The sequence below is a fragment of the Streptomyces sp. DvalAA-14 genome, assembly GCF_900091855.1.
Classification (GTDB): domain Bacteria; phylum Actinomycetota; class Actinomycetes; order Streptomycetales; family Streptomycetaceae; genus Actinacidiphila.
This window is the reverse complement of the sequence record NZ_FMCH01000636.1, coordinates 1-19,467: the sequence shown is the minus strand read 5'-3', so window position 1 is coordinate 19,467 and position 19,467 is coordinate 1. Positions and strand designations below refer to the sequence as shown.

At 72.0% G+C, this 19,467-nt stretch carries 15 protein-coding genes and 1 pseudogene; 4 read left to right on the top strand and 12 right to left on the bottom strand.

All coding sequences use genetic code 11. The features are described from left to right. Position 1: 1 nt before the first annotated feature. Positions 2–151, bottom strand: a complete 150-nt coding sequence (locus tag GA0115240_RS37500; RefSeq protein WP_093742770.1) for a hypothetical protein — start codon at positions 149–151, stop codon at positions 2–4. Between the two features lie 139 nt (positions 152–290). On the opposite strand from GA0115240_RS37500, the gene GA0115240_RS33845 reads away from it, so the two are divergent. Then, entirely contained in the window at positions 291–1,514 is a 1,224-nt protein-coding gene (locus GA0115240_RS33845) for a M48 family metallopeptidase (RefSeq protein ID WP_093742768.1), read from the top strand. Positions 1,515–2,608: 1,094 nt separating this feature from the next. Here GA0115240_RS33845 and GA0115240_RS33835 read toward each other — a convergent pair. The 4 genes from GA0115240_RS33835 to proB form a co-directional block, all read right to left on the bottom strand. Continuing rightward, a complete protein-coding gene (locus tag GA0115240_RS33835) occupies positions 2,609–3,028 on the bottom strand; it encodes an SCO2583/SCO2584 N-terminal domain-containing protein (protein WP_093742766.1) in 420 nt (139 codons plus the stop codon). A gap of 96 nt (positions 3,029–3,124) precedes the next feature. After that, positions 3,125–4,411 (bottom strand): glutamate-5-semialdehyde dehydrogenase, encoded by a 1,287-nt coding sequence (locus GA0115240_RS33830; RefSeq protein ID WP_093742765.1) that lies wholly within the window; start codon positions 4,409–4,411, stop codon positions 3,125–3,127. A gap of 99 nt (positions 4,412–4,510) precedes the next feature. After that, positions 4,511–5,002: a hypothetical protein gene (locus tag GA0115240_RS33825; RefSeq protein ID WP_093742763.1), complete on the bottom strand. Its 492-nt coding sequence runs from the start codon at positions 5,000–5,002 to the stop codon at positions 4,511–4,513. Between the two features lie 155 nt (positions 5,003–5,157). After that, positions 5,158–6,258 (bottom strand): glutamate 5-kinase, encoded by a 1,101-nt coding sequence (gene proB / locus GA0115240_RS33820; protein ID WP_093742796.1) that lies wholly within the window; start codon positions 6,256–6,258, stop codon positions 5,158–5,160. Positions 6,259–6,924: 666 nt separating this feature from the next. Here proB and galU point away from each other — a divergent pair. Next, positions 6,925–7,833 carry a UTP--glucose-1-phosphate uridylyltransferase GalU gene (gene galU / locus GA0115240_RS33815; protein ID WP_093742760.1) on the top strand — a complete coding sequence of 303 codons (909 nt, stop codon included), beginning with the start codon at positions 6,925–6,927 and terminating at the stop codon, positions 7,831–7,833. A gap of 295 nt (positions 7,834–8,128) precedes the next feature. On the opposite strand, the gene galE is transcribed toward galU, so the two are convergent. Next, the gene (galE, locus tag GA0115240_RS33810; RefSeq protein ID WP_093742758.1) at positions 8,129–9,094 is read right to left on the bottom strand and encodes a UDP-glucose 4-epimerase GalE; all 966 of its coding nucleotides are present in this window, start codon (positions 9,092–9,094) and stop codon (positions 8,129–8,131) included. 173 nt (positions 9,095–9,267) lie between these two features. Between galE and GA0115240_RS33805 the strand changes: the two genes are divergently transcribed. Both GA0115240_RS33805 and GA0115240_RS33800 read left to right on the top strand, forming a co-directional pair. Further along, entirely contained in the window at positions 9,268–12,165 is a 2,898-nt protein-coding gene (locus GA0115240_RS33805; RefSeq protein WP_237555429.1) for a bifunctional glycosyltransferase/CDP-glycerol:glycerophosphate glycerophosphotransferase, read from the top strand. Next, positions 12,162–13,328: a glycosyltransferase family 4 protein gene (locus tag GA0115240_RS33800; protein ID WP_093742757.1), complete on the top strand. Its 1,167-nt coding sequence runs from the start codon at positions 12,162–12,164 to the stop codon at positions 13,326–13,328. The genes GA0115240_RS33805 and GA0115240_RS33800 overlap by 4 nt, the downstream gene beginning before the upstream one ends. Positions 13,329–13,348: 20 nt before the next feature. Here GA0115240_RS33800 and GA0115240_RS33795 read toward each other — a convergent pair whose 3' ends face one another. The 6 genes and pseudogenes from GA0115240_RS33795 to GA0115240_RS37495 all read right to left on the bottom strand — a co-directional run. Further along, a complete protein-coding gene (locus GA0115240_RS33795; protein WP_161302640.1) occupies positions 13,349–14,545 on the bottom strand; it encodes an acyltransferase family protein in 1,197 nt (398 codons plus the stop codon). A 170-nt stretch (positions 14,546–14,715) separates the two neighbouring features. Next, the gene (locus tag GA0115240_RS33790) at positions 14,716–16,299 is read right to left on the bottom strand and encodes a glycosyltransferase family 2 protein (protein ID WP_093742753.1); all 1,584 of its coding nucleotides are present in this window, start codon (positions 16,297–16,299) and stop codon (positions 14,716–14,718) included. 258 nt (positions 16,300–16,557) lie between these two features. After that, positions 16,558–18,000 (bottom strand): GTPase ObgE, encoded by a 1,443-nt coding sequence (obgE, locus tag GA0115240_RS33785; protein WP_093742751.1) that lies wholly within the window; start codon positions 17,998–18,000, stop codon positions 16,558–16,560. A gap of 148 nt (positions 18,001–18,148) precedes the next feature. Beyond that, complete coding sequence (gene rpmA / locus GA0115240_RS33780; RefSeq protein ID WP_093742750.1) at positions 18,149–18,403, bottom strand: 50S ribosomal protein L27; 255 nt, start codon at positions 18,401–18,403, stop codon at positions 18,149–18,151. A gap of 14 nt (positions 18,404–18,417) precedes the next feature. Beyond that, positions 18,418–18,741, bottom strand: a complete 324-nt coding sequence (rplU, locus tag GA0115240_RS33775; protein ID WP_093742748.1) for a 50S ribosomal protein L21 — start codon at positions 18,739–18,741, stop codon at positions 18,418–18,420. Positions 18,742–19,061: 320 nt separating this feature from the next. Further along, positions 19,062–19,467, bottom strand: a pseudogene (locus GA0115240_RS37495) (ribonuclease E/G); the annotation flags it as partial.

Sequence of the window (19,467 nt, the reverse complement as noted above, 5' to 3'; positions counted from 1 at the left end):
GCTAGTCCCGGTTGAAGCGGGTGACGATCCACAGCAGGAACAGCAGGACGCCGAGCGCGCCGAAACCGGTGGCGAACGGGCTCAGACTGGGGTGATTGCCGCCGCCGGACTCGGCGAGCGTGGTCAGGGCGGAAGCTGCGAGGGGCGACATGGTCAGCGGGACCCTTTGCTTACTCGGGGACGGGCGGTGAGACTCTGGGCACATCGTACGGGCGGGCGCGGGGGAACTTCGCGTCGGCTCCGCGCGTCCAGCACTATGAACCGGTTGGCTAGCAGGGGGTTGGGCCAGAATGTCCGAACCGAACGGATCGAACGGACCGCAGGACGAACCGAACGACGGATCGAAGGGCGGCCCGCAGGACCCACCGGCCACCGAGCAGGTGAATATCGAGAAGCTGCCCGCGCGCAACCGCCGCCGCTTCCCGGACATCTCCTCGCGGGCCTACGAGCACCCGGCCGACCGGTCGGCGCTGGTCGCGCTGCGCAAGCTCAGCGGATTCGACACCGTCTTCAAGGCGTTGAGCGGGCTGCTGCCCGAGCGCAGCCTGCGGCTGCTGTTCCTGTCGGACTCGGTCCGGGTCAGCGACGAGCAGTTCGCGCATCTCAACGCGATGCTCCGGGACGCCTGTTACATATTGGACCTGGAGAAGTCCCCGCTGCTGTACGTCAGTCAGAACCCGGTGCCGAACGCGATGTGCATCGGCATGGACGAGCCGATCATCGTGCTCACCACGGGTCTGGTGGAGCTGCTGGACGAGGAGGAGATGCGGGCGGTCATCGGCCACGAGGTGGGCCACGCGCTGTCCGGTCACTCGGTCTACCGCACCATCCTGCTGTTCCTGACCACCCTGGCGCTGCGGGTGGCCTGGATCCCGCTGGGCAATCTGGCGGTGCTGGCGCTGGTCACGGCGCTGCGTGAGTGGTTCCGCAAGTCGGAGCTGTCCGCGGACCGGGCCGGGCTGCTGGTCGGCCAGGACGTCCAGGCGTCGATGCGCGGCCTGATGAAGCTGGCCGGCGGCAATCACCTGCACGAGATGAACGTGGCGGCCTTCCTGAAGCAGGCCGACGAGTACGAGGCGTCCGGCGATCTGCGCGACTCGGTGCTGAAGATCCTGAACGTGCTGCCGCGCAGCCACCCCTTCACCACCGTCCGGGCCGCCGAGCTGCGCAAGTGGTCCGGCTCCCGGGACTTCCAGCGGCTGATGGACGGCCACTACCCGCGCCGCACCGAGGACAAGGACACCTCGGTCAGCGACTCCTTCAAGGAATCGGCGCAGCATTACGCCGACACGGTGAAGCAGAGCAAGGACCCGCTGATGGGCCTGATCCGGGACCTGTCCAGCGGGGCCGGCGACCTGGGCGGCAAGCTGCGCGACCGGTTCACCGGGGCGGGCGCGCAGACACCGGGCTCATCGGGTTCATCGGGTTCATCGGGTTCGTCAGGGTCGTCAGGCTCGTCGAACGGGTCGGACTCCCCGGACGCGCCGCCGGCGGACCGGCCACCGGAGAGCTGAGCGGCGCGCACACCGCGCCCACCGGCCGGCCGCGGTCGTACGGGTCGGCGCCGGCGACCGGGCCGGGGGCGGTGGCGCCGGCCAGGATCGGGCGGAATCCCTGCACCGGGTTGCTGCACGGCAGCGGCCCGGCCGCCACGTCGGCCTCCACCACCTCGACCTGGTGATGCTCCAGGTCCTGGTGGTCGAAGCGGAAGCGCAGCTGGCGCCGCACGGTGAACAGCGACGCGGTACCGGCCGCCGTGTCGGGGCCGCGCAGCGCGTAGACGAAGGTGTGGTCGCTGCTGACCTCCAGCTGGTTGTCGCTGGTCTCGGTGGCGTCCAGGGTGCCCTGCACCCGGACGGACCCCACCAGCGTGACCCGCGCCGCCGGGTCGAAGCGCACCAGCCAGCCGGTGGCCGCGTGCCGGCCGTCGTCGGACGGCCTGGTCAGGCTCGAGTCGAACTGCGCCAGCTGCCCGGGAGCCAGCAGGTCGCGCACCTTGCGTACGTCGTCGCCGATCACCGTGTCCCGGTCGATGCCCGAGTCGGCCAGATACGTCGTGGCGGTGGCGTAGGCCTGCCGGACCTCGCTCCGCGCGAAGTCGCCGACGGCGTGCAGCGGCGGCAGGACCAGGCCCTGGACACCGATCTTGTAGTTCGCGGCGGTCCCGTCGGCGAAGGGCGCCGCGGCCGGCACCGCGGGCACCGGGCCGAGCGGCACCAGCGGGATCAGCGTCACCCGCAGCTGCTCGCCGATGCCGGGGGCCGCGGCCCGGTAGGGGTGGCGTACGCCCATGTAGACGGCGAAGCCGAAAGCCAGCGTGATCAGCAGGATCAGCACCATCGCCTGCCGGGCCAGGCCGCGCGGCAGCACATGCCGGATACGGACTGCCCGCGGCGCCCCGTCCAGGCGTTCCTGGGCGGAGAATTCCTGGATCCGGGCAGCCCGCACAAACGATTCGTCGAAGACGACGGACCGGTACTCGTCCTCGCCGCCTCCCGAGGCGCCCTCCGGGGTGCCCTCGGGAGGGTCTGCAGACCCGCTCATATCACCAGGTTAAGTCGGTGAGCAGGGGAAGAACCTCTCCGGTGCCGGTCAACTTGACACCGGCTCAGGGCGAAGGGGTGGTGAGGACCGGCTGCAGCCGCTGCGTGTCGACCGGACCGCTGGAGGGCGGGGGCGCGGTGGGCTGCCGGGCATTGCCCGCGCCGCGGTAGACGGCGGCGAAGGCGAGGGCGACCACCCCGATGCCCATCACCACCGCCAGTGCCCAGGCGACCGGACGGTGCCAGCGCGTGCTGCTGCCGCGGTACGGGTGCCCGGCCGCGTACAGCTCGTCGGGGGACAGGGCCGCGCCGTCGTCGGCGCGGGCGGCGGGCGCGCTGCGGTGCCGCCCTGGCCTGCCGGGCGGTGGCGTGGGACGTTCGGCGACGGCCAGCATACGTTCCCGGGCGGTGGGCTCATGGAACAGTGCGGACCGTACGAAATCTTCGTCGAGGACCAGGGAGGCGAACTCGTCATCGTCCGGCATCTGTTCAGAGTAATGCGCGAGTCGTCCCTTTGGGCAGGGGAATCCGTGCGGTCCCTGGACCGGCTGTGCGGCGCCTGGATACGGGTGTGACGCCGGTCAGCGGGTGTGACCGTCGCCGGTGACGATGAACTTGGTCGAGGTCAGTTCCGGCAGTCCCATCGGTCCGCGCGCGTGCAGCTTCTGGGTGGAGATGCCGATCTCCGCGCCGAAGCCGAACTGGCCGCCGTCGGTGAAGCGGGTGGAGGCGTTCACCATCACCGCGGCCGCGTCGACCAGCTGGGTGAAGCGGCGGGCGGCGGGCTGCGAGCCGGTCACGATGGCCTCGGTGTGCCCGGACGACCACAGCCGGATGTGCTCGACCGCGGCCTCCAGGGAGTCCACCACGCCGGCCGCGATGTCGTACGACAGGTACTCGGTCTCCCAGTCCTCGGCGGTGACCGGGACGACGGTGGCCTTGCTGCCGGAGGACTCGGCGACGGCGAGCACCCGCGGGTCGCCGTGCACGGTGACGCCGGCCTCGGCGAGCGCGTTCAGCGCGCGGGGCAGGAAACGGTCGGCGACGGCGCGGTGCACGAGCAGGGTCTCCGCCGCGTTGCAGACACTCGGCCGCTGCGCCTTGGAGTTGACCAGGATGTCCACGGCCATGTCGAGATCGGCGTCGGCGTCCACGTACACATGGCAGTTCCCGGTGCCGGTCTCGATCACCGGCACGGTGGAGCCCTCGACCACGGTACGGATCAGGGCGGCGCCGCCGCGCGGGATCAGCACGTCCACCATGCCGCGGGCGCGCATCAGCTCGGTGACCGACTCCCGGCTCTCACCGGGGACCAACTGGACGGCGTCGGCGGGCAGTCCGGCGCCGCCCACCGCGTCACGCAGCACCGTGATCAGCGCGGTGTTGGAGGCGTAGGCGGAGGAGGAGCCGCGCAGCAGCACCGCGTTGCCGGATTTCAGGCACAGCGCGGCGGCGTCCACGGTCACATTGGGGCGGGCCTCGTAGATGATGCCGACGACGCCGAGCGGCACCCGGACCTGCCGCAGGTCCAGGCCGTTCGGCAGGGTTGAGCCGCGCAGCACTTCGCCGACCGGGTCGGGCAGCGACGCCACATGGCGTACGTCGGCGGCGATGGCGGCGATGCGCTCCCGGGTGAGGGTGAGCCGGTCGATGATCGCCTCGCCGGTGCCGGCCGCGCGGGCCCGGGCCACGTCCTCGGCGTTGGCGGCGAGGACCTCCTGGGTGCGTACGACCAGGGCGTCGGCGATGGCCAGCAGCGCGTCGTCCTTCGGCGCCCGCGGCAGCGGTCCGAGGTCCGCGGCGGCGGCGCGGGCCCGGTAGGCCGCGAGCATCACGGGCGACTTGGGCAGCGGCGAGGGCAGCGTCATGGGTGCAGCCTAGTGGGCCAGCGCGGGGCCGGGGGCCCGGACCGGCGCGGCCGGGAAAGGCCGGAAACAGCGCCTGCGCGGGGTCGCAGGTCCGGCTGGTCAGAAGGGGTGCACGCCGACCGGGACCGCGGGCGGCGGGCCGTAGCCCTCGGCGAGGCGCTGGTGGTAGGTGCCGCGGTCGATGACCTCCAGGCCGACCGTCTCCCACGGCGGCAGTCCGGCGGTGGCCCGGTGCTCGCCCCACAGCCGCAGCGCGATGGCCGCCGCGTCGTGCAGGTCGCGAGCCTCCTCCCAGTAGCGGATCTCGGCGTGGTCGGTGGCGTAGCGGCTGGTCAGCAGGAAGGGGTGGTCGTTGGCGAGCTGTTCCAGGCCGCGTCTGACCTCGGGGAGCGGGGTGCGCGGCCCCGAGACGTTCAAGGTGATGTGCCACAGCCGGGTGGCCGGGCGCTCCTCCTGCGGCCGGGCCTGCGTGCCGTCGTCGTCGGTGTCGGTGATCTCGCCGACCTCGCCGTCGGTCGCGGGGCTGTCGACACTGACCAGAGCGCGCTCCGCCGAACCCCTGGACAACGGCCCTGGGCGCCCTCGTTTCACCGGCGGCCTCCCTGTGGGTGATGTTCCCGGGCTCCGTCCGCGACTGCCGGTGCGGCCGTTCCTGGGCATCGGGTCTTCATCAAGTTGAGCAGGCTCCGGCAGGCGGCGGGGCCGTTTTGGACAAGAAGCACGTCAGGAGGGCGCGGGGAGCGCGTTCACGGACGCAGCAGCACGAGATCGTCGCGGTGCACGACCTCGCGCTCGTAGGCGGGACCGAGTTCCTTGGCCAGGTCCCGGGTGGAGCGGCCGAGCAGCCGGGGCAGCTCGCGGGCGTCGAAGTTGACCAGGCCGCGGGCGACCGCCCGGCCCGACTCGTCCAGCAGGTCCACCGGGTCGCCGGCCACGAACTCGCCGTCGACCGAGGTGAGACCGGCCGGCAGCAGTGAGCCGCCGCGCTCGGTGACCGCGCGGACCGCTCCGGCGTCCAGCCGCAGCGCCCCGCGCGGGGTGGAGGCGTGCGCCAGCCACAGCAGCCGGTCCGCGGAGCGCTTGCCGGTGCGGTGGAAGAAGGTGCCGGTGGGCCGGCCGGCCAGCGCGTCGGCGGCGTGCACCGCGGAGGTGAGTACGACGGGCACGCCGGCGCCGGTCGCGATCGCGGCCGCCTCGACCTTGGTGACCATCCCGCCAGTGCCGACGCCGGCTTTGCCGGCGCTGCCGATGGAGACCCCTTCGAGGTCGCCGGGTCCGGTCACCTCGTCGATCCGGCTGCTGCCGGGGGCGCGCGGATCGCCGTCGTACAGGCCGTCGACGTCGGAGAGCAGCACCAGCAGGTCGGCGTGCACGAGGTGGGCGACCAGGGCGGCGAGCCGGTCGTTGTCGCCGAACCGGATCTCGTCGGTGGCCACCGTGTCGTTCTCGTTGACGACGGGCAGCGCGCCCATGGCCAGCAACTGGTCCAGCGTGCGGTAGGCGTTGCGGTAGTGGGCGCGGCGGGCGACGTCGTCGGAGGTGAGCAGCACCTGGCCGACGCGGATGCCGTAGCGGGCGAACGAAGCGGTGTAGCGGGCGACCAGCAGGCCCTGGCCGACGCTGGCGGCGGCCTGCTGCCGGGCGAGGTCGCGGGGGCGCTCGGCCAGGCCGAGCGGGGCGAGGCCGGCGGCGATGGCGCCGGAGGACACCAGCACGACTTCGCGCTGCGCGCGGGCCTTGGCGAGGACGTCCACCAGGGCGTCGACCCGGTCCGCGTCCAGGCCGCCGGCCGCGGTGGTCAGCGAGGAGGAGCCGACCTTGACCACGACCCTGCGGGCCTCCACCACGTCCTGCCGTGCCGCCGCCGCTGTCACTACCTGTTCCTCAAAGCCGTTGGGAAGACCCGGCGCTCAATCTACGCGAACGCCAGCGGCTCTCGCCGCCCGGTCCCACCGGCCCCCACCCCCGCGGTCCGCCCCCCGCACCCACCCGGCCCGCGCAGTTCCCCGCGCCCCTGCGGGGCACCGACCCGCACGGGCGGGGGCGTCCCCGTCGCCGCCGGACCACAGGCCGGTGACCGATTGCCCGCGCAGTTCCCCGCGCCCCTGCGGGGCACCGACCCGCAGGGGCGGGGGCGTCCCCGTCGCCGCCGGACCACAGGCCGGTGACCCGTCGCCCGCGCAGTTCCCCGCGCCCCTGCGGGGCACGGCCGGGCTCGGGCGGAGGAAGAGCCCGCCCCAAAGGGGCGCGGGGAACTGCGCGACGAGCCACGACGGCGCTCAGCACCCGGACGAACCCTGCCACCCCCCACCGCACAAAAACGCGCCCCAAAGGGGCGCGGGGAACTGCGCGGCGAGACACGACGGCGCTCGCGGGGCCGGGCGGGCCGGGTGGCCGGTGGGGGGCGGGGTCGGGCGGGGGCGGGGGCGACCCGGGGCGGCGGCGGAGCCCACCGCACGGTAGCGTCCAGGCGACCGCACACCGGCCCGTTCTTCCGCCCCGCGAGGATTCCCATGTCGCCACATCCCCACCCCGTCACCAAGGCCGTCATCCCCGCGGCGGGCCTGGGCACCCGATTCCTGCCGGCGACCAAGGCGACACCGAAGGAAATGCTGCCGGTGGTGGACAAACCGGCCATCCAGTATGTGGTGGAGGAAGCGGTCGCGGCCGGCCTGTCGGACGTCTTGATGATCACCGGGCGGAACAAGCGGCCGCTGGAGGACCACTTCGACCGCAACTACGAGCTGGAGGAGGCGCTGACCCGCAAGGGCGACGCCTCCCGGCTGGCCAAGGTCCGGGAGTCCAACGACCTGGCCACGATGCACTACGTGCGGCAGGGCGCCCCGCAGGGTCTGGGCCACGCGGTGCTCTGCGCCGAACCGCACGTCGGGGAGCAGCCGTTCGCCGTCCTGCTGGGCGACGACCTGATAGACCCGCGCGACCCGCTGCTGGCCCGGATGATCGCGGTCCAGGGGCAGTACGGCGGCAGCGTGGTCGCGCTGATGGCGGTGGACCCGGAGCAGATTCACCTGTACGGGTCGGCGGCGATCGTCCCCACCTCGGACGACGACGTGGTGCGGGTGACCGGCCTGGTGGAGAAGCCGGAGGCGGCGCAGGCGCCGTCGTCGTACGCGGTGATCGGCCGGTACGTCCTGGACCCGGCGGTGTTCGAGGTGCTGCGCAAGACCGCGCCCGGGCGCGGCGGCGAGATCCAGCTGACCGACGCGCTGCGGGTGCTCGCCGAGCGCGACGACGAGGGCGGCCCGGTGCACGGCGTGGTCTTCACCGGCCGCCGCTACGACACCGGGGACCGGGCGGACTATCTGCGGGCGATCGTCCGGCTGGCGTGCGAACGCGAGGATCTCGGCCCGGACTTCCGCGACTGGCTGCGCGGCTACGTCACCGAGGAGATGCAGGACTGAGGCAGGCCGCCACCGGGGCCGGCCGGCACCGCACGTGCCCCGGCCCGGTGGCGCGGCCCCGGCCGAGCCCAACGCGGCCCGGCGCAACGGCTAGGCCGTGTCTGACAAATCCCGCCTGCCCCGCGGCGTCTGGCACGCGCGCTCGCTGCGTTGTCGGGGTCGTCCGAGTAGCCCACTACGAGGACACCCTCCCCCAGCTATCGCTGGGAGGTGCCCCCACCGCCTTGCGATCGCACGCACCAGACGCCGCGGGGCCCCGCCCTGCGGGCGGACGGCGCTATCTGTCAGACACGGCCTAGTGCCGCTGGCGCCAGCTGGCCCACGCCGAAGCCACCATCTCCTCCAGGTCGTAGCGGGCGGTCCAGCCCAGCTCGTCGCCGATCAGCTCGGCGGAGGCGACCACCCGGGCCGGGTCGCCGGGGCGGCGGGCGACGACCTCGGGGGTGATGTCGAGGCGGCCGGTGACCTTGCGGATCATCTCGATCACCTCGGCGACCGAAACGCCCTCGCCGCGGCCGATGTTCAAGGTGAGGCGGGCGGAGGAGTCGACCACCAGCCGGCGGGCGGCGGCCAGGTGCGCGGAGGCCACGTCGGCGATGTGGATGTAGTCGCGCACGCAGGTGCCGTCCGGCGTCGGGTAGTCGTCGCCGAAGACCAACGGCGGCTGCCCGGCCTCGATGCGCTCGAAGACCATCGGGATCAGGTTGAACACACCCGGGTCGCCCAGTTCGGGGGCGGCGGCGCCGGCCACGTTGAAGTAGCGCAGCGCGGCGGTGGCCATGCCGTGCGCCCGCCCGGCCGCGTCGACCAGCCACTCGCCGGCCAGCTTGGTCTCGCCGTAGGGGCTCATCGGCAGGCAGGGGGTCTGCTCGGTGACCAGCTCCACGTCCGGCATGCCGTAGACCGAGGCGGAGGAGGAGAACAGGAAGCGCTCGACTCCGGCGCCCACCGACGCCTCCAGCACGGTCCGCAGGCCCTCGACGTTCTCCCGGTAGTAGTGCAGCGGGCGCTGCACCGACTCGCCGACCTGCTTCTTCGCGGCGATGTGCAGCACCCCGGTGATCGCGTGCCGCTCCATCACCTCGGTGACGAACGGCAGGTCGAGCACCGTGCCCCGTTCCAGCGGCACGCCGTCGGGCAGCCGCCCCGGATCGCCGGTGGACAGGTCGTCGAGCACGACGACCTGCTCGGCGGCCGCGGCCAGTTCTTTCGCCACATGTGAGCCGATGTATCCCGCACCGCCGGTGATCAACCACGTCATGCCCGTCATCGTACCCAAGGCCCGGACGGTGTTCATTGACCCGCGCTTCGCCTCGCGCAGGTCCGAACCCTTGAACGATCCGTGACGGGACGCTGAACAGCCGGTGACTTGCGTGGGATACGCTAGGAATCTGTCGAAGACCGTAATTCCGACCAGAGGTGGCTGTGCCAAGAATGACCAACGCGGCTGAGGAGATGACCGGCACCACACCGGACATCAGCGTTGTCGTTATCGTCTACAACGACTCCGCACGGCTGCCGACGGCTGTGCAGTCCGTTCTCGATCAGTCGCTGCGCAATGTCGAGGTCATCATCGCCGACGACTGCTCGACGGACGACTCCTTCCAGGTCGCCCAGCGACTGCAGGCGGCCGACCCGGACCGGGTCCGGGCCATCCGGCTGCCGCAGAACAGCGGCGGCTGCGGCGAACCCCGCAACCAGGGCATCCAGGTGGCGCGGGGCCGTTATGTGATGTTCCTGGACAGCGACGACATCCTGGACCGGCACGCCTGCCGCAACATGCTGGACGCGGCCGACCGGACCGGATCGGACCTGGTGTCCGGCAAGTGCGTGCGGGTCCATGTGGACCATCGCAACAACAAGCGCGTCGAGTGGTATCCGTGGCTCTACCGCAGTACCCGGACGATCGACAGCATCGCCGAACTGCCGGACCTCTTCGTCTTCGACACCCTTTCCACCAACAAGTGCTACCGCCGTGAATTCCTGCTCGACAAGGGGCTCACCTTTCCCAGTGGAATTCACTACGAAGACCTGCTCTTCTCCGCGCAGGCATACCTGGCCGCCGAACGCATCACGCTGATTCCGCAGACGGTCTACTACTGGAATGTGGTGGAGAAGACCGAGGCGAAATCGATCAGCAACCGGCGCCATGAGATCAACAACTTCGCCGACCGGCTGGAGATCCACCGCCGGGTGGACGCGATCTTGCAGCGCCGCGGTCTGGACGCGCTGCGGCTGCACAAGGACATCAAGTTCCTCAAGCACGACCTGGTCCTCTATCTGCGTGATCTGCCGTTCCTGGACGACGACTACCGGCACCGCTTCGCCGAGATGGCCAACGGCTACACCCGGGACTTCCCGCAGCAGGCGTTCGACGCGCTGGACCCGATCCACGCGATCTGCGGCTATCTGCTGCTCCAGGAGGACTGGCCGAATCTCATGCCGGCCATCGACACCCTGATCAACCGCCGGAAGGTGTCCTCGCCGCTGGCCGAGCGGGACGGCCGGGTCTACTGGTGCGCCGACCACCTGGACGATCCGGCGGCCCGCGCGCTGCTGGACGTCACCGACCGCGGCTACCACAGCGTGCCGATCAACGCGCTGTCGCTGCGGGACGAACTGACCGGCTACCGCGAGGACGCCTCCGGGGTGGTGCTGGACGGCCGGGTGGTCAACCCGCTCGGCATCGTCCCGCCGACCGCGGCGATCACCGCCGAGCTGGAGTTCAAGGCCCGCCGCCGCAGCCTGCGCACCTACCGGGTGCCGGTGCCGGCCGTCCACCACGACGGCGAGTTCATCAGCTGGCACGCCGAGGTGCCGGTGCGCAGGATGCTGCGGCCGCTGGGCATCCTCGACGAGGTGTGGGACGTACGGCTGCGGCTGACCGCCGACGGGAAGACCACCACCGGCAAGATCACCGCGGGCAACACCGACCTGGAGCACGCCGGCGCGATCGTGGTGCGCCCGCTGCTCACCCGGGCCACCGCCGACCGGCTCAAGCCCGAGGTGTCCGCCAAGGGCCACCTGGCCTTCGTGCTGGCCCAGCACAGCCGGACCGCCCAGGTCGGGCGCGCCCTGCTGGACCGCAATCTGCAGGGCCCGCCGGCCCGCGCCGCCAAGTCGGTGCTGCGCACGGCGCGCGGTGCCCGCCGCCGCCTGGACTCCGGGCCGGCCAAGATCCAGGGCTACCACCGGATGCTCCGGGTGCTGCCGGTCCGCAAGGGCACCGTCGTCTTCGAGAGCCACCTCGGCAAGCAGTACAGCGACAGCCCCCGCGCCCTCTACGAGGAGCTGCGCCGCCGGGGAGCCCCGATCCACGCCATCTGGTCCTACGACGGCAAGACGCCCACGTCCGCCTTTCCCGAGGGCGTCGAGCTGGTGGAGCGCTGGTCGTGGAAGTACCTGCGGGCGCTGGCCCAGGCCGAGTTCTGGATCGACAACCAGGGCTACCCGCTGAAGCTCACCAAGCGGCCGGAGACCACCTACATCCAGACCTGGCACGGCTCGGCGCTGAAGCGGATGGGCTTCGACGAGCCGAAGTACCGGATCATGTCCGAGGGCGACCAGCACGACTACCAGCGGGCGCTGGACCGCTTCGACCACTTCGTGGTGCGGTCCGAGCACGATGTGCGCACCCTGGCCCGCGCCTACCGGCTGCCGGCCGAGAAGCTGCTGCGCACCGGCTACCCGCGCAACGACGCGCTGGTGCGCGGCAAGGACGCGGCCGAGCCGGCCCCCGAGGTGCGGGCGCTGGCCAAGGAGCTGAAGCTGCGGCCGGGCAAGCCGGTGCTGCTCTACGCGCCCACCTTCCGGGCGGCGGCCGACGGCAAGGTGCAGGCCTTCGAATCGCCTTTCGACGTCGAGGCGTTCGCCGACCGGCTCGGGGACGACGTCACCTTGCTGGTGCGCTCGCACTATCTGAACAAGGTGACCTTGCCGCCGTCGGTGGCCGGCCGGCTGATCGATGTCACCGCCGTTCCGGACATCACCCCGCTGCTGCTGCTCTCCGACGCGCTGATCACCGACTATTCCTCGGTGATGTTCGACTACGCGCTGCTGGGGCGGCCGATCGTCTTTTACGCCTACGACTGGGAGGAGTACGCGCACGACATCCGCGGCACGTACTTCAACCTGCTGGAAGAGGCGCCCGGTCCGGTGGCGCGCACCCAGGAGGAGCTTTTCTCGACGTTGTCCGACCTCGATGCGGTGCGGGCCAAGTACGGCGACCAGGTGAGGGATTTCGTGGCCCGTTACGGGGAGTTCGACCGCGGCGACGCGGCGGCCCGCATCGCGGACCGTTTCTTCGGCCCGGCAGGGGGGACCACCCGATGACACAGCCCGCAGTCGACCCCGCCCCGCGCGACATCCTGTTCGTCGCCAACGAGGTCAACGAGCTCGGCGGAGTGGCCCGCTGGCAGGCCCAGATGGCCGGGCTGTTCGCGGCCCGCGGCCACCGGGTGACCGTGATCGGCATCGCGCCGCCCGAGGTCCCGATGGACCTCGGCGCCAACCCGCCGTTCGACGCGGTGACCCTCTACGACGTGCGGCCGCCGGCCCGGTGGCGGCCCAGGTCGCTGCTGGGCCGGGCCAATCTGGGCGCCCGCCGCCAGGAGTCGGCCCGCGACAGGGGCGTCCGGCGGAGCACGGAGAAGCTGTCGGCGCTGTTCCGGGCGGCCGGCCCCGGCGCGATGATCATCGTCACCCAGGTGTGGGCGATGGAGTGGGTGGAGCTGGCGGACACCGCGGGCCACCCGGTGATCGGCATGAGCCACGAGTCGTACGAGTACTCGCGGCAGTCCTCGCGCTTCCAGCGGGTGGAGAAGTACTACCGGGACGTGGACCGGCTGGTGCTGCTCACCCAGGAGGACGCCGACCTGTGGGCGGGCCGGGGGCTGAACAACGTCGGCTTCATGCCGAACCCGCTGCCGATGATGCCCGAGGTGCCGTCGCCGCGCACCGAGAAGGTGGTGGCGAGCGTGGGCCGGCTGAGCCATCAAAAGGGCATCGACATGCTGCTCGACGCCTGGGCGGAGGCGGCGCCGCGGGTGCCCGGCTGGCGGTTGCGGATCACCGGCGCCGGTGAGCTGGAGGGGTCGCTGAAGCGGCAGTGCACCGAGCTGGGCCTGGACGACTCGGTCGAGTGGGCCGGGCAGACGAACGACGTGCCGGGGGCGCTGCGGGCCGCTTCGGTGTTCGTGCAGTCCTCGCGCGGCGAGGGTTTCCCGCTGGCGCTGCTGGAGGCGATGGCCTGCGGGCTGCCGTGCGCAGCCTTCGACTGCGCCCCCGGCGTGCACGAGATCATCGAGGACGGCGTGGACGGGCTGCTGGCCCGCCCGGGCAACACCTCGGAGCTGGCCCGCCAGCTGGTCCGGCTGATGAACGACGGCGACGAGCGGGACCGGATGGGCGAGCTGGCCCGGCGCAATGTGCAGCGCTACACCCCGGAGTCCATCACCCGCCGCTGGGAGGAGCTGTTCGCCTTCCTGGAGCGCTGAGGACGGCCGCCGGCGGACCGCTAGCGGTTCGCCGGCTGGGGTGCCGGCTCAGGTGACGGCTCGGGTTCGGGGCGGGGCGCGGGGAGCCGCGGGCTCGCCTGCTCCGGGACGGGCGGCGGCAGCCACCGCTTGGGGGTGTGCCGGCGCATCCAGCGCTCGGCCGGCTCCTCGACGTAGCGGAACAGCAGCCAGGCCAGCACGTTGCCGACCACGCCCACGGCGAGCACGCCGAGCAGCGCCCAGTTGTTGTCGGGCAGCCGGCCCCAGATGTAGGTGGCGATCCGGCTCAGCGAGTGGTGGACGAGGTAGAAGCAGTACGACCAGGCGCCGAGCAGCACCAGCGGCCGGGTGTTGAGCACGCCGCGCAGCCCGCGGATCTCGCGCTGCACGAAGGCCAGGATGATCAGGACCGAGAAGATCGCGACGGCCTGCCGCTCGGTGTAGTCCACCTGCTGGATCGCGCCCAGGGTCAGCTGCGGCCGGCCCTTGTAGTAGAAGCCGACGTAGGCCGCCAGCAGCAGGACCGGGACCACCGGCCGCAGCGGCAGCCGCCAGCCGCGCCGGACGGCTGTGGCCACCGTCATGCCGAGCAGGAACTCCGGCAGGTAGACCACCGGCAGGCGCATGATCCAGCCGGCGGTGGCCGGGGTCGCGTTGACCGCGGCGATCCAGTTGGTCAGCCACATCCCGGCCAGGCCGAGCGCGGTGGCCACCACCAGCCAGCGGGTGCGGCAGCGGTCGGCGAGCCGGCCCAGCAGCGGGAAGAGCAGGTAGAAGAGCAGCTCGACGCTGAGCGTCCAGGTGACCTCGTTGCCGGGCAGCGTCGGGTAGACGTGCGGTGGCCAGGTCTGCACGAGGAACACCGACAGGATCAGGCTCGGCCAGTCGATCGTCAGGTGGGCCATGATGTAGTACGCGTAGATCGCCAGCAGCAGGCTGACGAGGTGGGCGGGCCAGATGCGGCCGACCCGGCGCCAGTAGAAGACGCCCGGGTGCTCGTGCGGCTTGAAGACCCACATCATCAGGAAGCCGGAGAGCACGAAGAAGAAGGTGACCCCCTGCCCGCCGATCATCGAGTAGGGGAAGAGGACCGGCACCCGCCCGAAGCCGGTCTCCCCACCGGTGCCGGTGAAGTGGAAGGTGAACACCGCGAAGGCGGCGAAGAAGCGCAGGCTCGTCAGCGAGTCCAGGCGCTTGGGCAGGGGCAGGGAACTCACGTCTGTCCGTATGCCTCGTATCGCCATGGTTAAGCGGTCAACCTTTTCGCAGCGTGCCGGTCAGCGCCGTGCAATCGTTCGGTGAACGGTAGGCCAAGGCGGCCCCAACGGTCCAGATTGGGACTATTTTCTGTCCGTCGCCTGTGAAGATGATCAGAAAATCATGAAGATCAGTGGCCCAGCATCCGGCGCAGCCGACCGCTGGCCACCCGCTTGGCGCCCTGCATCCCGTCGGCGACCCGCAGGATCAGCGCGCGGCCGGCCGTGATGTGCGTCTGCACCAGCAGCACCTGGCCGGTGGGCCGGACCACCGCGCCGCGCCGAGCCTCCTGGCCGTCGGCGGCCCGCACTTCGACCGGGGTGCGCCGGTCGGTGCCCGCGTAGCGGATCTCGGCGCGGACGTGCCAGACGGCGAGCCGGCCGCCGCGGGCCAGGTCGGCGGTGTTCAGCCGCAGCGCGGCCGTCCAGCCGTCGCCCTCCCCCACCAGCGGGCCCTCCACGCTGATCGCGGGCTTCAGGCTGCCGCGCTCGGTCAGCTCCACCCGCAGCGCCACCGGGTGCAGCGCGGCGAGCCGTCCGTACAGCTCGTGCACCCGCAGGTCCAGCCGGGTGTGGGTCCCGGTGTGCACCCGGGCGTCCACCGCGACCGGCAGCTCGTCCGTGTCCAGCTCGGCCAGCTCCGGCGGCGCCAGCGTGCCGTACGGCGGGATCAGCCGCGGCGGGCGGGCGGCCAGCTCCACCAGCCGGCCGATCCCGGCCACCCCCGGCTCCGGCTCGTCGGCGCCCGGCGCGGTCAGCGCGCGGACCGTCCAGCGGGCCGGCACCGAGGCCAGCGCCACGCCCTCCCGGTCGAACCCGCCCACGTAGTCCCGGGTGGCCCGCCACCAGTCGCGCACATAGGCCGCGGAGCGCTGCGGCAGCTCCCGGATGTACATGGGCAGGTCGTAGTCGAGGAATTTCGCCTGGGCCGCCTCGGCCAGCCCGTAGGCGCCGGCGTCCCGCAAGGTGTCGACCACGCCGCGGTGGGCCGCCACCCGGTGCCGCCAGTTGGTGATGTCGGCCCGGCGCAGCGAGATGGACAGCCGCGGCGCCTGCCGTCTGACGTTCCAGATGTAGACCGGCGCGTCGGTGAAGACGATCCGCGGCCGGGCGGCGTAGAGGCGGGCGACGAAGACGAAGTCCTCGTAGTGGAAAGCGCCGTCGGGGAAGGTCAGCCGGCGGTCGCGCAGGAAGGCGGTGCGGTAGAGCTTGTTGACCGACAAGGTGTCCCAGAGCAGCTCCGGGTGGTCCACGATGCCCTCGAGAACGCTGCCGGGCAGGGTGGCGCCGGCCGTCTTGTCGTAGATCTCCGGCGCCCAGACCGTCTCCCGGCCGCCGGGCAGCTCACGGCGGACCGCCTTGCCGGCCGTCACATCGGCGCGGTGCCGCTCGGCCAGCGGCAGCAGGGCGTCCACGGTGCCGGGCGGCATGATGTCGTCGCTGTCGAGGAAGAGCAGGTACGGGAAGGCGGCGGCGCCGATCCCGTCGTTGCGCGGGGTGCCGCAGCCGCCGCTGTTGGTGGTGCGCGGCAGCAGCCGCACCAGGGATTCGCCGGCCAGCAGCGGGGCCAGTACCTCGACGGTGTTGTCGGTCGAGCAGTCGTCGACCACGAGGACCTCGCCGACCGAACTGCCCTGGGCGAGGGCTGATTCCACGGCCGCGGTGACATGTTCGGCGTCGTTGTAGGTGATCACGACGACGCTGACGCGTGCCATCAAGGACCCTCGCTTCTGATCGGCTTTCAGACGTCCCAGCGTAGTATTTGCCGGTTTCGGTCGCTCACACCGGGGTGAACTCTCCTGGCGCGTCCCGGCACCGTTGCCTGAACTTTCGCCGGTGCCCCGGTGGACGCCGCCACGGCGCGCACCGGGCCGCCCCACGCTGACGGAAGAGAGTGCGCCGCGTCAACGGGTCCGCGCCCCCGGTGCCCTCGCCCGGCCGCGGCCCGGACGAGGCGCACCGCCGGCCCGGGGCTACTTGAACGGGTCGAACCCGCGGAACTCCTCGTCCGACTCGTCGCGTTCGGCCTGCTTGTCGCGGCGGCGGGTGACCGCCGCACGCGGCGCGTCGAAGCGGTGGTCCTCGCCGCGGCGGCCGAGCATCTCCGCGCCCGCGGCCAGCGACGGCTCCCAGTCGAAGACGACCGCGTCCTCGTCCGGGCCGATGGCCACGCCGTCGCCGGCCCGGGCGCCCGCCTTCAGCAGGGCGTCCTCGACACCGAGCCGGGCCAGGCGGTCGGCGAGGTAGCCGACGGCCTCGTCGTTGGCGAAGTCGGTCTGGCGGATCCAGCGCTCGGGCTTCTCGCCGCGGACCCGGTAGAGGTTGTCGCCCTCGTGCTCCACGGTGAAGCCGGCGTCGTCCACGGCCTGCGGGCGGATGACCACACGGGTGGACTCCTGGGCGGGCTGGGCCGCGCGCGTCTCGGCGACGATCCGGGCCAGCGCGTAGGACAGCTCCTTCAGCCCCGCGTGCGAGACCGCGGAGACCTCGTAGACGTCGTAGCCGCGGGCCTCCAGATCCGGCTTGATCATCTCGGCCAGGTCCAGGCCGTCGGGCACATCGACCTTGTTGAGCACGATCAGCCGCGGCCGGTCCTCCAGCCCGGCGCCGTACGCCCGCAGCTCCGCTTCGATGACATCGAGGTCGGTCAGCGGGTCGCGCTCGGACTCCAGGGTCGCGGTGTCCAGCACGTGCACCAGCACCGAGCAGCGCTCGACATGCCGCAGGAACTCCAGCCCCAGGCCCCGGCCCTCACTCGCGCCCGGGATCAGACCGGGGACGTCCGCGATGGTGTAGACGGTCGAACCGGCGTTGACCACACCGAGGTTGGGGACCAGCGTGGTGAAGGGGTAGTCGGCGATCTTCGGCTTGGCCGCGGACAGCACCGAGATCAGCGAGGACTTGCCGGCGCTCGGGTAGCCGACCAGCGCCACGTCGGCGACCGTCTTCAGCTCCAGCACCACGTCCTGCGCCTGGCCCGGCACGCCGAGCAGCGCGAAGCCGGGCGCCTTGCGCCGCGCCGAGGCCAGCGCCGCGTTGCCGAGGCCGCCGCGCCCGCCCTGGCCGGCGACATATGTGGTGCCCTGGCCGACCAGGTCGGCCAGCACACGGCCCTGCGCGTCCAGCACGACTGTGCCGTCGGGCACCGGCAGCACCAGGTCCGTGCCGTCCTTGCCGGAGCGGTTGCCGCCCTCGCCGGGCTTGCCGTTGGTGGCCTTGCGGTGCGGGCTGTGGTGGTAGTCGAGCAGGGTGGTGACGGCCTGGTCGACCACCAGGATCACATCGCCGCCCCGGCCGCCGTTGCCGCCGTCCGGGCCGCCGAGCGGCTTGAACTTCTCCCGGTGAACGGAGGCACAGCCGTGGCCCCCGCTACCCGCGGCGACATGCAGCTCGACGCGGTCCACGAAGGTGGTCATGGGTGCTTCCTCCAGATACATACGGGATCGTGCCGGAACGTACCGCGCTCACACGCGGTGTAACACGCCGAGGGCGGCCCCGCTTCCCGTTGCCAGGAAGCGGGGTCCGCCCTCGGAGGTGGTGCTCTGTCGCTCTACGGCGCCTTGATCAGGCGGCCGGAACGATGTTCACGACGCGGCGACCGCGCTTCGTGCCGAACTCGACCGCGCCGGCGGCAAGGGCGAACAGCGTGTCGTCCTTGCCGATGCCGACGCCGGAGCCCGGGTGGAAGTGGGTACCGCGCTGGCGGACGATGATCTCACCTGCGTTGACGACCTGACCGCCGAAGCGCTTCACGCCGAGCATCTGAGCGTTGGAGTCGCGACCGTTCCGAGTGGACGATGCGCCCTTCTTGTGTGCCATCTCTCCTCAGTCCCTTACTTCGCAGCGGCGGCGGGGATGCCGGTGATCTTCAGCGCCGTGTACTGCTGGCGGTGACCCTGGCGGCGCCGGTAGCCGGTCTTGTTCTTGTAGCGCAGGATGTCGATCTTCACGCCCTTGTGGTGGTCCACAATCTCGGCCTCGACCTTGATCCCGGCCAGCACCCACGGGTCGCTGGTGACGGCGTCGCCGTCGACCACGAGCAGAGTGGAGAGCTCGACCGCGTCCCCCACCTTGCCGGTGGGAATCTTGTCGACCTCGACGATGTCACCGATGGCCACCTTGTGCTGGCGGCCACCACTACGCACGATCGCGTACACGCGGAACTCACTCTCTCGCTCGGTTCGGGCCCCTGATGCCAGCCGTCCCGATACCGCGCGGGGGGCCTCTCCCGGCTGCCCGCGAGGGCCACCAGGAGGAATGTGCTCAGGAGATAGGCGCACAAACGCCGAAGGTCAAGACTACGGAGTGCCTTCGGCAGGGTCAAATTCACCCGGTCCCGGGACCGGTCCTGGGCGCCGGGCTGGCGCGGGGCCGGTCCCAGGACCGGGTCAAGCAGCGGACGGGCGGGGGCTGTCCGCTCCCCCACCCGCCCGCTCCCGCCCCTACCGCAGGGGCATCGCGCCCTCGCGCTGCTGCGCTACTCCGCGCCGGAAGACGCCTTCTTCGACGCGGTCTTCTTTGCCGTCGTCGTCTTCTTGGCCGCGGCCTTCTTGGTGGCCACCTTCTTCGCGGTCTTCTTCGCCGCCGCCTTGCGCGGCGCCCGCTTCTTGGGCTCCGCCTCCTCGGCGTCGGCCGAACCGTCCGCCGAACCGTCGGCCGGCGCCTCGGCGGTGGCCGGGGTCGCCGCCGCGTCCTGCGCCGCATCGGCCGAACCCGCCGAACCGGCCGGGGCGGTCGCCTTGCGGGTGGCACGCCGCCGGGTGCGGGCCGGGGGCTCGGTGGAGACCTCGGGCGCGGACTCGGGCTGCTCCAGCGGCTCGGCCGACGCCTCGGGGGCCACGACCGTCACCGGCTCGGGACTCACCACGACGACCGCCGCGTCC